Raw genomic sequence first — 13,985 nt, 5'->3', positions numbered from 1 at the left:
CACGAATTCCTTCTCCCCAATCGAGACCGACTCAGACACATCGCCCGCCGCCCGGCCGCACGCACCCCGCCACCCCGGGCATCCGTCCGGCGGCGATCCGAGAGGATGACGCACCCGCCCGACCCGTTCCTGATCTCGTTGGCGGCCAGGTCAGCGGGCCGCGGGCCGGCACTCGCGGGGGCGTGGCCTCGGGGAGGACGGATCACCAGTTCGCCCACACCATCCCTCGGCGCGCTGCTACGCTCGGTGGCACAGAAGTCCCGAAATCAGCACTCTCCGCACCGTCCGCCCCACCCTGGCCACGTGGCGCGTCCGACCGCCAGCGGCACCGGGCCGTCGGCACGCGCGGGCCGCCAGGTCGTGGTCCGCCGTGAGCCGAGGCCAGTCGCCGGCGGTTCCGGCACGCGCAACGCCGCGCCCCCCAGGGCGGCAGCGATCCAGGGAGCGGCTGCGATACAGGGAGGGAACGGGGCTATGGCCGCTGACCGGCGCCTGCCTGCCGGCTACCAGCCGGCGCGACCACTGGCCCGCCCGACGATGGCCTTCGGCGCGACAACGCCCCAGCTCCTGGCGCAGCCTGTTCCTGGTCAGTCGAGGCTTGTGCGCACGCTTCCACGGGCCGCAAGATGAACCACGCCAGCGGCGTGCTGTCCGGGTCCGGCCGCGCGGTGCCGCGCCGACGCGGGCTCCGACCTCCGTTGAACACCCCTGCGAACCACGGTGGGCACGATGGCGACGATCACCAGGGCGGCGACGGCGAACAAGACCGGGCGCCCCGGTCAGTACCTCTACTCCGAATATCGGCGTGCCCGTGAACATCGGGCACTGGTGCGGCGCGACCGGCTCGGCCGGGTGCTGCCACGCTCGCTGGCCAAATCCGTGCCGGTCGCCCTGCTCGTCAGCCTGGTGCTGGCGTTCGGCGTCGGCCTGCCCGGTGGCTTCGCGGTCGGCATATTCGTACTGATCGTCGCTGGCTGGAGCGGCGTCATCGTCGTGTCCGCGTTCGGCGGCGACACAGAGATCGAGACCCTGCGCATAGGCGCCGAGGCGGAACGCAAGACGGCCCGCGCCCTCGCCCGCCTGCGCCGGCATGGCTGGGTGGTCATGCACGACATGCGGCTGCCGAGCGCCGACGCGGTCGTCGGCCACCTGCTCGTCGGCCCGGCCGGCGTACTGATCCTCAGCAGCGAGCCGGGCAAGGGCGTCGTCCGGTACACCAAGAAGGTCGCCAGCATCGACGGCGAGCCGCTCACGGGCGCGATCGAGCGGGCCGCCTTCCTCGCCGAGCAGATCAAGACCGAGCTGCGTGCCGAGGTCCCGCTGGTGAAGATTCCGGTGAGCCCGGTCCTGGTCATGGTCGAGGCGGACGTCCTGTGGAAGGACGGCGCCGTCAACGGGGTCACGATCATCAGCATCCGCGGGATCGTCGACTGGGCGCGTGGCCGGCCTCGCCGGCTCAACCCGGCCGAGGTCAAGCAGGTCGTGGCGGCGGCGCACACGTTGTTCCCCGCGTTCGTCGACAACCGGTCCATCGAGCAGGTCACGCTGCACCGCGACCAGTGGCTGATGCTGATGGAAACGCTGCACACCATCCGGGAACGCGACGGCGACGCCTCCGACCTGCTCGACCGGCTGGCGTCGTTGGAGGCTCAGCTGTCCCGCCAGGCAGACGGCTTCACCAGGACCGGCATCCCCGGTGGGGTGGACGAGATCGACGCCGATCTGGGCCTGCTCGACGACGTCGGCCTGGGCCTCGATGCCGACGACACCGGTATCCACGGCGGTGACGCCGCCGGGCCACCGCTGCCCCGCGCCACCGAGCCCCCCGAGTCCACCGGCGGGAACATCTCGTCACTGCGGTCCGCGGGGCGCCCCCGTGGCCGCCGGTCGAGCGGCGGCCGGCCGAGCCTCGCCGCTGTCCGTCCCGAGCAGGAGCCGCCCGCTCCCCCGAAGGGCTCAGACGGTCCCAAGAAGGCCTGAGGCACGACACTCCCGCCTCGGCCGGCCGGCCACCTCTCGGGCCGCGCCGGGTGTTTGGCGTGCCCGCTGTGCCGGGTAGCTGCCGGGAAGAGAAGTCGACTCCGATAGGTTGAGCCAACACGACTCAGGTTCGACGAGCTATCCTGGCTACGACGATCCTGAGCCATCCGCACTCAACCTACCCGACCCGAGCGGCTCACCGTGTTAGCTGGCACCCAGTCGGCTTCCGATGGCCGCGACTCCCACCGGGCGCGGCTCCGGGCCTCGCCGCGGAGCGGCCCGACCGCCCAGGCCCCGGCGTCGAGCTCCGCTCGGCCAGGGACTCGGCGGCCCGCGGGCCTCGCTCGGCGGTTGGCGAGTACGGGCGAGTACAACAGCACATTTAACGGCGGCTCCGCACACGGCGTGCCTCCAGATCGACGACCTCCCGGGTTGGCCTGGCCGATCCGACAGGGATCCGGTCGCTGATCCGACGGGACTCCGTGCGGCGGTGCCATCAGATCGAGAGGCACACAGACATGGCACGAGCGGTCGGCATCGACCTCGGCACCACGAACTCCGTCGTGAGCGTGCTTGAGGGTGGTGAGCCAACGGTCATCGCGAACGCCGAGGGCTCGCGCACGACCCCGTCGGTCGTGGCCTTCGCGAAGAACGGCGAGGTCCTGGTCGGCGAGGTCGCCAAGCGGCAGGCGGTCACGAACGTTGAGCGCACCATCCGGTCGGTCAAGCGCCACATGGGCACCAGCTGGAAGATGAAGGTCGACACCAAGGACTTCACGCCCCAGCAGATCAGCGCCTTCATCCTGCAGAAGCTCAAGCGGGACGCCGAGGCGTACCTCGGTGACACCATCACCGACGCGGTCATCACCGTTCCGGCGTACTTCGACGACGCCCAGCGGCAGGCGACCAAGGAGGCGGGCGAGATCGCCGGCCTCAACGTCATGCGGATCGTGAACGAGCCGACCGCGGCCGCGCTCGCCTACGGCCTGGACAAGGGCGAGAAGGAGCAGACGATCCTGGTCTTCGACCTCGGCGGTGGCACGTTCGACGTGTCCCTGCTGGAGATCGGCGACGGCGTGGTGGAGGTCAAGGCCACCCACGGCGACACCCACCTCGGTGGTGACGACTGGGACCAGCGGGTCACCGACCACCTGATCAAGACCTTCCAGGGTCAGCACGGGGTCGACCTCGGCAAGGACAAGATGGCCCTGCAGCGGCTGCGGGAGGCCGCCGAGAAGGCCAAGATCGAGCTGTCGCAGTCGAGCCAGACCTCGATCAACCTGCCCTACATCACCGCCTCGGCCGAGGGCCCGCTGCACCTGGACGTGACGCTGACGCGGGCCGAGTTCCAGCGGATGACGCAGGACCTGATCGACCGCTGCAAGATCCCGTTCCAGCAGGCCGTCAAGGACGCCGGGATCAAGGTCAGCCAGATCGACCACGTCGTGCTCGTAGGCGGTTCCACCCGGATGCCGGCCGTCGTCGACGTGGTCCGCGAGCTGACCGGCGGCAAGGAGCCGAACAAGGGCGTCAACCCGGACGAGGTCGTCGCCGTCGGCGCCAGCCTGCAGGCCGGCGTGCTCAAGGGCGAGGTCAAGGACGTCCTGCTGCTCGACGTCACCCCGCTGTCGCTTGGCATCGAGACCAAGGGCGGCATCATGACCAAGCTGATCGAGCGCAACACCACGATCCCGACGAAGCGCTCGGAGATCTTCACGACGGCCGAGGACAGCCAGCCGTCCGTGCAGATCCAGGTCTTCCAAGGCGAGCGCGAGATGGCGGTCTACAACAAGAAGCTCGGCATGTTCGAGCTCACGGGCCTGCCGCCGGCGCCGCGCAACGTGCCGCAGATCGAGGTCACCTTCGACATCGACGCGAACGGCATCGTGCACGTCTCGGCGAAGGACCTCGGCACCGGCAAGGAGCAGTCGATGACGATCACCGGCGGCTCCGCGCTGCCGAAGGACGACATCGAGACGATGATCCGCGACGCCGAGCAGTACGCGGAGGAGGACCGCACCCGCCGCGAGGAGGCCGAGACCCGCAACCAGGGCGAGTCGCTGGTCTACTCGACCGAGCGGTTCCTCGCCGAGAACGGTGACAAGATCGACGCCACCATCAAGACCGACGTCGAGGAGAAGCTGGCGACGCTGCGAGGCGCTGTGGCCGGCACCGACATCGCCGCCATCCGGACCGCCACCGAGGAGCTCGGCAAGGCCAGCACCGCGATGGGCCAGTCGATGTACGAGCAGGCACAGGCGAGCGGCGCGGCTGGCGGCCCGGCGGCCGGCAACCCGGCCGACGACGACGTGGTGGACGCCGAGATCGTCGACGAGGAGGGCAAGCAGTGAGCTCTGCCCACGACGCGGGCCGGGCGTCAGGCCGAGACGAGGAGCCTCCTGTCGTGGTCCGGGACCGTCGACGCATCGACCCCACCAGCGGGGAGGTCCGCGCCCACACGGGCGCGGGCACCGGTTCTCCGGCGGCGGCCTCCGCCGCCGGGGGCGCCGGCCCGGACGCCGAGACACTGGCGCTGATCGAGTCGCTGAACGCGGCGGTGCAGGAGCGCACCGCCGACCTGCAGCGGCTGAAGGCGGAATACGACAACTACCGCCGCCGTGTCGAGCGGGACCGCCAGCTGATCGCCGAGCAGGCGACCGGCCGGGTCCTCGGCGCGGTGCTGCCCACCCTCGACGACATCGGTCGCGCCCGTGACCACGGCGATCTGGAAGGCCCCTTCAAGGCGGTCGCCGAGTCGCTCGAGACCGCCCTGGAGGGGGTCGGGCTGGAGCGGTTCGGCACCGCCGGCGACGAGTTCGACCCGCTGCTGCACGAGGCGCTGATGCACTCGTACCGCGGCGACGTCAGCTCGACGACCTGCGTCGAGGTCTTCCGGGCCGGCTACTCGTACGGCGGCCGGGTCCTGCGGGTGGCGCAGGTCGCGGTGGCCGAGCCGGTCGACGAGCCGGAGGCACCGGCCGAGCCCGCGGACGAGAACGGCGCGGACGGGTCGGTTCCCGACGACACGGGCAGTGTTCCCGGCCCGGGGGGCGGCGGCCCCAGCGTTGACAGGTGAGCCCCGTCTCATGAAGAAAGGAGGGGCGCCGTGAGTGTTCGCGACATGGTCGAGAAGGACTACTACGCCGCTCTCGGCGTTCCCAAGGACGCGCCGGCCGCGGATATCAAGAAGGCGTACCGCAAGCTGGCCCGCGAGCTGCACCCGGACAAGAATCCCGGGGATGCCAAGGCCGAGGCCCGGTTCAAGGAGATCTCCGAGGCGTACGACGTCCTCTCCGACGAGCGCCGCCGACGCGAGTACGACGAAGCCAGGGCCTCGTTCCAGTCCGGCCGTTTCCCCGGGGGCCCAGGCGCCCCCGGGCACGGCGCCCCGGGCGCCGGCTACGGCGGTCCCGGGGGCTACGGCGGCTTCGGCAACCAGGGCGGGGTCAACCTCGACGACCTGCTCGGCGGCTTCGGTGACATCTTCCAGCGGTCCTCGCAGGGTCGGGGACCGCGCCGCGGCGGCGACATCGAGGCCGAGGTCACGATTCCGTTCGAGAAGTCGCTGACCGGCCTGGAGGCGACGGTCCGCATCCCGGGCGCCGCGACCTGCGCGACCTGCAACGGCGTCGGCTCCCGGCCGGGGACGATGCCGCGGACCTGCCCGGTCTGCCGCGGGCTCGGGGTCATCTCCCGCTCGCAGGGTGGGTTCGCGCTGTCCGAGCCGTGCCGGGAGTGCCGGGGCGTCGGTCAGATCATCGAGCACCCGTGCCCGGACTGCCAGGGCAGTGGACGCCGTGCCCGCGAGCAGCGGATCCGGATCCCGGCGGGGGTCGCCGACGGCCAGCGACTGAAGGTCCGCGGGCGCGGCAGCCCCGGCGAGCGCGGCGGCAGCCCGGGCGACCTCGAGGTCACCGTGCACGTCCAGCCGCATCCGGTGTTCGGCCGCGAGGGCCCGAACCTGACCATCACGGTGCCGATCACCTTCACCGAGGCGACGCTGGGCGCGTCGGTGCGGGTGCCCACTCTGGACGGCGCGCCGCTGACCGTGAAGGTTCCACCTGGCACCTCCAGCGGGCGGCGGCTGCGGGCCAAGGGGCGCGGCGTGCCGAAGACGGACGGCGGCCACGGCGACCTGATCGTCACCGTCGAGGTGGCGGTCCCGAAGCCCACCGACCTGTCCCCGAAGGCCAGGACCGCTCTGCAGGAGTTCGCGCTGGCACATCCCGGTGACCCGCGCGAGGCGCTCCTGGAGCAGTTCGGGCAGATCTGACCAACGGCGGCCCAGCAGGGCCGCGGCTCACGGGTGGTGCCCGCCATGGCGGGCACGATCCGCGGCGACTTTCGCCAGTCTCGGGGGAGGCACTTGGTCGGCGGCGTCCGTCGGCCCAGGGGGAATGAGGCAGGCAGATGAACCCACGAGCGCACCGTGTCTCCGACCCGCCGACGCCGGGTGCCACCGGGCACCGAGCCCCCGGCGGGGATGCCACCGGTATGGACGGCCCTGGCGCGGCCGGCCGCCGGGGCGGCCGGGCGGAGCCCGGTGACACACCGACCGCCAGCGGGGGCACTGCGCGGCCCGCATACCCGCTGCCGGGCCTTCCGGGGCCGGCGCATGACGACGACGCGCCGGTGTACGTGATCTCGATCGCGGCCGAGCTCGCCGGCATGCACCCGCAGACGCTGCGGTCCTACGACCGGCTCGGCCTGGTCACGCCGGGGCGGACCGCCGGGCGCGGCCGGCGGTACTCCGCGCGCGATGTCGCGCTGCTGCGCGAAGTCCAGCGCCTCTCCCAGGAGGAGGGCGTCAACCTGGAGGGCATCCGCCAGATCCTCCGGCTCGGCGCCCAGGTGCTCGCGCTGCAGGCCGAGGTTCGCCAGCTGCACGAGGAGCTGGTGAGGACCCGGCACGAGGCCGACCGCCGCGTCGCGGAGGCGCACGCCAGCCATCGACGCGACCTGGTCCCGGTCGACCGCGGCGCGATCGTCGTCTGGCGTCCCGGCCCGCGCCGCTGAGACAAAGGGGTGGACGTCGCGAGGCGACGTTCCACCCCTTTGGCCATGGGAACATCCGAGCTTCAACGAAAGTTGAGTGAGATAGACTCAGGATTGCTCAGCCCGTTCGACGACCGTGGGGAACCAGATGAACGCTGACCGGCTGACCGCCCGCTCCCATGAGGCGCTGTCCTCCGCCATCTCCCGCGCCACCGGCGACGGTTCGCCGCTCGTCGACCCGCTGCATCTGCTCACCGCTCTGCTGGCGCAGCAGGACGGCGTCGCGAGCGCGCTGGTCGCCGCGGCCGGGGCGTCGGTCGACGCGGTCCGCCAGCGGGCCGAGAGCGCGGTCAGCCGGCTGCCGCACGCGACCGGCGCGAGCGTCTCGCCCCCACAGCTGTCCCGTCAGCTGATCACCGTCCTCGACAACGCCGAGCGCCAGGCCGGCCGGCTGGGCGACGAGTACACCTCGGTCGAGCACCTGGTGATCGCGCTGGCCGAGGAGGGCGGCGAGGCGGGCCGCACCCTCGTCTCCGCCGGCGCCACGGCCGACACGCTGCGCGGCGCGATCGAGAAGGTCCGCGGCGGCGCCCGTCGGGTGACCAGCCGCGACCCGGAGGGCTCCTACCAGGCCCTGGAGAAGTACTCCCTGGACCTCACCGAGCGCGCCCGCGCCGGCAAGCTCGACCCGGTCGTCGGCCGGGACGCCGAGATCCGCCGGGTCATCCAGGTGCTCTCGCGGCGGACCAAGAACAACCCGGTGCTCATCGGCGAGCCGGGCGTCGGCAAGACCGCGATCGTCGAGGGCCTCGCGCTGCGTGTCGTCGACGGCGACGTGCCCGAGTCGCTGCGCGGCCGGCGGATCGTCTCGCTCGACCTGGGTTCGATGGTGGCCGGCTCCAAGCTGCGCGGCGAGTTCGAGGAGCGGCTGACGGCGGTCCTCAACGAGATCCGCGAGGCCGAGGGCCAGATCATCACCTTCATCGACGAGCTGCACACCGTCGTGGGCGCCGGCGCCGCCGAGGGCGCGATGGACGCCGGCAACATGCTCAAGCCCATGCTTGCCCGCGGCGAGCTGCGCATGATCGGCGCGACCACGCTCGACGAGTACCGCACCCGGATCGAGAAGGACCCGGCGCTGGAGCGCCGCTTCCAGCCGGTCCTGGTGGGTGAGCCGTCGGTTGAGGACACCATCGGCATCCTGCGCGGCCTCAAGGAGCGCTACGAGGTTCATCACGGCGTGCGGATCACGGACGCCGCCATCGTCGCCGCCGCCACCCTCTCCGACCGCTATGTCACCGCCCGGTTCCTGCCGGACAAGGCCATCGACCTGGTCGACGAGGCCGCGTCCCGGCTGCGGATGGAGCTCGACAGTCGGCCGGTCGCCATCGACGAGCTCGAGCGGGCGGTACGCCGCCTGGAGATCGAGGAACTCGCGCTGACCAAGGAGAGCGACGACGCCTCCAAGGCCCGGCTCGACCGGCTACGCCGCGAGCTGTCCGGCAAGAAGGAGGAGCTTTCCGCGTTGACCTCCCGCTGGCAGCGGGAGAAGAACGCCATTGGCGAGGTGCAGAAGGTCAAGGAGGAGCTGGAGAACGCCCGCCGGGAGACCGAGATCGCCGAGCGTGACCTCGACCTCGCGCGCGCCGGCGAGCTGCGGTACGGCACCATCCCGGCGCTGGAGAAGCGGCTCGCCGAGGCCACCGGGGCGCTGGGTGGAAAGGCGGACGGCGCTGGGGCCGGCGCGGCGGGCAGCGAGCCGATGCTCAACGAGGAGGTCGGGCCGGACGACGTCGCGGAGGTGGTCGCGAGCTGGACCGGAATCCCCGCCGGCCGGATGCTCGAGGGCGAGACGGCCAAGCTGCTGCGGATGGAGGACGAGCTGCACGCCCGGGTGATCGGGCAGGATGCCGCCGTGCGAGCCGTCTCGGACGCGGTGCGCCGGGCCCGCGCCGGCATCTCCGACCCGGACCGGCCGACCGGCTCGTTCCTGTTCCTCGGCCCGACGGGCGTCGGCAAGACCGAGCTCGCGAAGGCGCTCGCGGACTTCCTGTTCGACGACGACCGCGCGGTCGTGCGCATCGACATGTCGGAGTACGCCGAGAAGCACTCCGTGGCCCGGCTGATCGGCGCTCCGCCCGGCTACATCGGCTTCGAGTCCGGCGGCCAGCTGACCGAGGCGATCCGGCGCCGGCCGTACAGCGTCATCCTGCTCGACGAGGTCGAGAAGGCCCACCCGGATGTCTTCGACGTGCTGCTGCAGGTGCTCGACGACGGCCGGCTGACCGACGGCCAGGGACGGACCGTCGACTTCCGCAACACGATCCTGGTGCTGACGTCCAACCTGGGCTCGCAGTACATCGCCGACCCGATGCTGTCGCCGGAGGCCAGGGCGAGCATGGTCCAGGTCGCGGTGCGCGAGGCGTTCAAGCCGGAGTTCGTCAACCGGCTCGACGCGGTGCTCATCTTCGACCAGCTCGACAAGGAGAACCTGACCAGGATCGTCGACCTGCAGCTCGACCGGCTGCGCGGGCGGCTGACCGACCGGCGGATCACCCTGACGGTCAGGGACGCGGCCAAGGGCTGGCTCGCGGACGAGGGCAACGACCCGGTCTACGGCGCCCGTCCGCTGCGCCGGCTGGTGCAGACCGCGATCGGCGACCAGCTCGCGCGCGAGCTGCTGGGCGGCCAGGTGCACGACGGCGACGAGGTCATCGTCGACCTGGCCACCGACGGCCGCGGCCTGACGGTGCACCCGGCGGTGCCGACGGGAGCCGCCCAGAAGACGCTGTGACCCGGCGGGCCCGAGCGCGGGTGCCCCCCGGGCACGGGCCCACCCGATGCACGGCACACCCCGAGACGGCCACGGGCCGGTGGGACGACACTGTCCCACCGGCCCGTGCGCGTCGGCGCCGCTGCCGACGCGAGTCCGCCCATCGCCTGTGTTATTGCTGGGCGACCTTGTGTTCGACCTGGGACGTCAGGCTGGTCAGGGTGGCCTCGTCGATCGGCTCGAACGGGTTCACGACGAAGATCGCGGTCTCCACCCGGCCGGTAAAGATGATCACCATGTCGCAGTACATCATGATCTCCTGACCGTCCGAGTACGTGTCCAGCTCGATCTGGATACGGTCGGTCGCCCCGGGCGGAGGCGTGGCGGTCTGCGTGTGGGTCAGGGTCGCGGCGAAGTCGTCCGAGTCCGTCTCGTCGACGAGCGCCTTGCCCCAGCAGCCGGGGAACAGGTCGTCGCGGACGAGGCCGCGGTGCGCGGCGACGGTGTCGACCGACGCGAACACCGAGGCGAACGACCGGATGTTCGTGCCGACCTCGTCGTCGGTGAAGACCGGGCCGTTGGCGTGATCGGTGGCGACCGGGCCCAGGTCGGCCTGCGTCAGGTGCAGGCAGTCGGCGACCGGTCCGCCGAGGATCGAGTTCTCGCCCTGGTCGGGGTCCGGCTCCATCGAGTAACGACTGGTCTCCGGGCCCGCGTCGAGCGCGAAGTCGGCCGCGCGCAGCGGAGCCCGCGACGGGGTGACGGGGGTCGTCGGCGCCGCACTGGCGGACGGGATGGCGCTGGCCGGGGTGACGACGGATGCGCCGTCGCTCTGGCACGCGGCCAGCGTGGTCGCGAGCACCGCCGCGGCGGCGGTCAGCGCGACCGGGAGAAAACGCCGCCCCTTACGGTGGCGGCCACTCATAACCGCTGTGTTCATGTAATTCAGGCTAATGGCGCCGGCGCGAAAGGGAACGGTTTTCCGCTGTCACCCGTCCGACGCATCCGTCAGCACGCGGACATGTCACGCCCTCCTTTGGCGATGAATCCTGTGACCGTCGACACTCGGCAGGTCAGGACGCAGGTGGCGACCTTCCATCGACACCCAGAAGAAATATCGAGAAGGAACTCGACGACCCGACAATGGTGCTACCACGAATTCCCGGCACCGGCCACCATGAATTTCCGGCACCGGCCACCATGAATTTCCGGCACCGGCCACCACGGTTCGGCGCGGTCCCCCAGCCGAGATCCGCTGTCAAGGGCGCTTCCACCGCAACCCAGCCACTATGGTCGAGTCATGCCCGATATCAAGGTGTCCGCCGAAGTACAGGACGCGCTCGCCGACGGGCGGGCGGTGGTGGCGCTGGAGTCGACGCTGCTCGCGCACGGGCTGCCGGCACCGCGGAACCGGGAGGTCGGCGGCGAGCTGGAGCAGCTGGTCCGCGCGGGCGGGGCGGTACCGGCGACCGTGGCCGTCCTCGACGGCGTACCGACGGTCGGGCTCGACGCCGCCGACCTGGAACGGATCACCGCCGACGGGTCCGAGGTGCTGAAGCTATCGGTGCGCGACCTCGCCCCGGCGGGGGCGCTCGGACGCACCGGCGCCACCACGGTCGCCTCGACGGCCTGGCTCGCGGCCCGGGCCGGGATCAGGGTGTTCGCGACCGGCGGCCTCGGCGGCGTGCACCGCGCCGCCGGAGACGAGGCCGGGGCCGCGGCTGGGACCGGGGCCGGCGACCCGGCCGCGGGATCCGGCTCCGTCAGCTACGACGAGTCAGCGGACCTGCCGACGCTGGCCGCGACCCCGATCACCGTCGTCTGCGCCGGGGTGAAGTCCATCCTGGACGTCGGCGCGACCCTGGAGCGGCTGGAGACGCTCGGCGTCACCGTGCTCGGCTGGCGGACGGCCGACTTTCCCGGCTTCTACCTGCCGAGCACCGGTCACCGGCTGGACTGGCGGGTAGACGACGCGGAACAGGTGAGCGCCGTGATGACCGCCGCCGACCGGCTCGGCACGTCTAGCGCGGTCGTGGTCGCGAACCCGGTCGCCGAGCCCGAGGCGCTGGACCGGGAGCTGCACGACCGGGTGCTGGCCGACGCGCTCGCCGCGGCGGGACGCGCCGGGCTGCGCGGCAAGGCCGTCACCCCGTTCCTGCTGGCCGCGTTCCACCGCGAGACCGCGGGCCGCAGCCTCGAGGTCAACCTCGCCGTGGTCCGCGGCAACGTCAGGGTCGCCACCGAGATCGCGACGGCCTGGGCCACAGCGCGCGGGCGCGTGGCCTAGCACCGCGACCGTCAAGATCAGCCCGCTGGCGGGATCGGCGGCTCCGGCCGGGTCAGCCCTGCCGGGCGATCTTGCCGACGACCTGGGCGACGGCGGCAGCGATCCGGTTCTGGTCCGGTCGGTGGACGTAGCCCACCACGTGGACCATCGTCTCCACCCTGCTCTTACCGGCGTAGTACACGTCGTAGTAGATCTCGATGGTCAGCGGTGCGCGCTCGGCGGCGCCGGGCCAGGAGGCGGTGACGACGCCGCCTCCAGCCCCGCCCCCGGCGCGCGCCAGGTCGTCGACCTTCACCCGGAAGACCAGCGAGGTGCTGCCCAGGACGCCGGGCAGCACGGGCCCGGGGCCCGCCGAGACGATCTCCATGGAGGGGAGGTCGGCGCGCTGCTGTGCCAGGAACGACTCGGCGGTGCATCGGGGATAGCGCGGGTTGCGCAGGATCTTCACGTCCCGGTCGAGGGTGCCGGCCGGGACGATCGAGGCGACCGAGCTGACCGACAGGCCGGTGGCGGCGTCCGTGAGCTCGGGACCGTAGGCCGTGTCGGTGGACGTGTCCTGGAGGTCGGCGGCCGTGATCCCGAGGCACTTGGCGAAGTCGTCGTCCGGAGTCTCCCGGTAGTCGTCCTTCGAGCTGGGCTTCGAGGCGAAGCCAGGGGTGTCCGGCCCGGCGGTGAGCACGAAGTTGACGGCACGCAGGTCGAGGCGCGAGCCGGACCCGGTGGCCGCCGATGCGCTCGCGCTCGGCGACGCGGTCGGCGACAGCGGCGGCGCGGTGTCGCCGGCCTCGCGGGTGGAGACGCCACCGGACGGGCTCCCGTCCGTGCATCCGATCAGGACGAGCGGAACGATCAACGCGCCGATGAGGGCGCCGACGCGCCGGGCACGTCCCGATGGCCGCGTCCCCGCCGTTCCAACCACGGCGCCCTCCCCTGCCTACCTCTGGCCGAGCTTGGCCGCCAGCTGGGCCGCGGCCACGCTGACCAGATCCTCGCTCGGCGGATCTATCGAGCCGACCAGGTGCAGCTGCGCCTCTACCTGACCCGACCCCAGGTAGATGGTGTCGTAGAACAGCTGGGCCTGGCCACCATTGGCGGTACCGGCGAGCACGACCACCGAGGTACGAGCCAGCGCGCCCGCGGGCAGGGGCGCGCCGTCGCGGGTCACCGCCTCCGTGTCGAAGACGCCGCCCGCACCGTACTTGGCCGAAAGCGTGGCGACGGCGTCCTTCTTGGTCTGGGCGGCCACGCAGTCGGCGAAGCGGGGGTGACGCAGCAGGCCGGTGTCCCGGTCGAGCTGGCCGGCCGGCACTACCTGGGCGTCCGACCAGATGGTGGTACCGGTGCCGCTGTTGGTCAGGTGGCTGCTCTGGGCACGGTCGGTCGACTCGTCCGCCACGTCGGCGGCCGACACCCCGAGGCAGGACGCCAACTCGGCGAACGGCGTGGCCCCGGCATCGGCGCCGGTCGCGCCGCTCGCGGGCGTGAACCCCGTGAACCCCGAGTCGTTGGTGAGGATGAAATCCGCCGCGCGAAGCGGCGCGGCGGTCGCCGCCGTGGCCGCCGCCACCGGCGCCTCGCTCGTCGCCGGGGCGGACGGCTGGCCCGTCGTCGCCGCGTCATCCTCGGAGCCCGAGCCCAGCAGCCCGCAACCCGCCAACACCAGCACCAGGCCCGCCGCCGCCATGGCCGCCATGACCCGCGCCCGCACCCGTTCCCGACCCGCCCGCATCCGCGTTCCCCATCCCCATGCCCCGGCCGGCGAGACCAGCCGCTCCGTCAGGACCGCCCGTTCCCCAACAAAGCGGCCCCGGCCGAAGCGTAGGGAGCCGTCCCAGCTCGGGCTCGCCCGGGTTCCCACTGCCGCGATCGCGGCAACATCAGGCGGCGCGGACGGCTCAGTGCTGCGACGATCCTCCCTCGGAGCGGTGTGTCGCCGCGTGGCCGGCGACG

General features: G+C 72.2%; 10 protein-coding genes. 7 read left to right on the top strand and 3 right to left on the bottom strand.

The annotated features are described in order from the left end of the window. Positions 1 to 729 precede the first annotated feature (729 nt). The 6 genes from FRCN3DRAFT_RS0207380 to clpB all read left to right on the top strand — a co-directional run bounded on the left by FRCN3DRAFT_RS0207380 (position 730) and on the right by clpB (position 9,769). The gene (locus FRCN3DRAFT_RS0207380) at positions 730 to 1,980 is read left to right on the top strand and encodes a nuclease-related domain-containing protein (RefSeq protein WP_007511024.1); all 1,251 of its coding nucleotides are present in this window, start codon (positions 730 to 732) and stop codon (positions 1,978 to 1,980) included. Between the two features lie 518 nt (positions 1,981 to 2,498). Continuing rightward, positions 2,499 to 4,331, top strand: coding sequence for a molecular chaperone DnaK (gene dnaK, locus FRCN3DRAFT_RS0207375; protein WP_007511025.1), 1,833 nt, complete (start codon positions 2,499 to 2,501; stop codon positions 4,329 to 4,331). Beyond that, positions 4,328 to 5,056, top strand: coding sequence for a nucleotide exchange factor GrpE (gene grpE, locus FRCN3DRAFT_RS0207370; protein WP_035924461.1), 729 nt, complete (start codon positions 4,328 to 4,330; stop codon positions 5,054 to 5,056). Before dnaK ends, grpE begins: the two co-directional genes overlap by 4 nt. Positions 5,057 to 5,086: 30 nt before the next feature. Beyond that, on the top strand, positions 5,087 to 6,253 hold the full coding sequence (gene dnaJ / locus FRCN3DRAFT_RS0207365; protein ID WP_007511027.1) for a molecular chaperone DnaJ: 1,167 nt from the start codon (positions 5,087 to 5,089) through the stop codon (positions 6,251 to 6,253). 137 nt (positions 6,254 to 6,390) lie between these two features. Next, positions 6,391 to 6,996: a heat shock protein transcriptional repressor HspR gene (locus FRCN3DRAFT_RS0207360; RefSeq protein ID WP_007511028.1), complete on the top strand. Its 606-nt coding sequence runs from the start codon at positions 6,391 to 6,393 to the stop codon at positions 6,994 to 6,996. A 127-nt stretch (positions 6,997 to 7,123) separates the two neighbouring features. Continuing rightward, on the top strand, positions 7,124 to 9,769 hold the full coding sequence (gene clpB, locus FRCN3DRAFT_RS0207355; RefSeq protein ID WP_007511029.1) for an ATP-dependent chaperone ClpB: 2,646 nt from the start codon (positions 7,124 to 7,126) through the stop codon (positions 9,767 to 9,769). A gap of 151 nt (positions 9,770 to 9,920) precedes the next feature. Here the strand turns inward: clpB and FRCN3DRAFT_RS43145 are convergent, their stop codons facing one another. Next, the gene (locus FRCN3DRAFT_RS43145; RefSeq protein WP_131803387.1) at positions 9,921 to 10,688 is read right to left on the bottom strand and encodes a hypothetical protein; all 768 of its coding nucleotides are present in this window, start codon (positions 10,686 to 10,688) and stop codon (positions 9,921 to 9,923) included. Positions 10,689 to 11,048: 360 nt separating this feature from the next. Between FRCN3DRAFT_RS43145 and FRCN3DRAFT_RS0207345 the strand changes: the two genes are divergently transcribed. Further along, the gene (locus FRCN3DRAFT_RS0207345; protein ID WP_007511031.1) at positions 11,049 to 12,035 is read left to right on the top strand and encodes a pseudouridine-5'-phosphate glycosidase; all 987 of its coding nucleotides are present in this window, start codon (positions 11,049 to 11,051) and stop codon (positions 12,033 to 12,035) included. A gap of 52 nt (positions 12,036 to 12,087) precedes the next feature. Here FRCN3DRAFT_RS0207345 and FRCN3DRAFT_RS0207340 read toward each other — a convergent pair whose 3' ends face one another. Further along, the gene (locus FRCN3DRAFT_RS0207340; protein ID WP_007511032.1) at positions 12,088 to 12,954 is read right to left on the bottom strand and encodes a hypothetical protein; all 867 of its coding nucleotides are present in this window, start codon (positions 12,952 to 12,954) and stop codon (positions 12,088 to 12,090) included. A gap of 15 nt (positions 12,955 to 12,969) precedes the next feature. Then, the gene (locus FRCN3DRAFT_RS0207335) at positions 12,970 to 13,764 is read right to left on the bottom strand and encodes a hypothetical protein (protein ID WP_007511033.1); all 795 of its coding nucleotides are present in this window, start codon (positions 13,762 to 13,764) and stop codon (positions 12,970 to 12,972) included. Positions 13,765 to 13,985 lie beyond the last annotated feature (221 nt).

This window comes from Pseudofrankia saprophytica, assembly GCF_000235425.2.
Classification (GTDB): Bacteria; Actinomycetota; Actinomycetes; order Frankiales; family Frankiaceae; genus Pseudofrankia; species Pseudofrankia saprophytica.
Note: the sequence above shows the minus strand (reverse complement) of the source record. Positions and strands in the feature narration are given on the sequence as shown.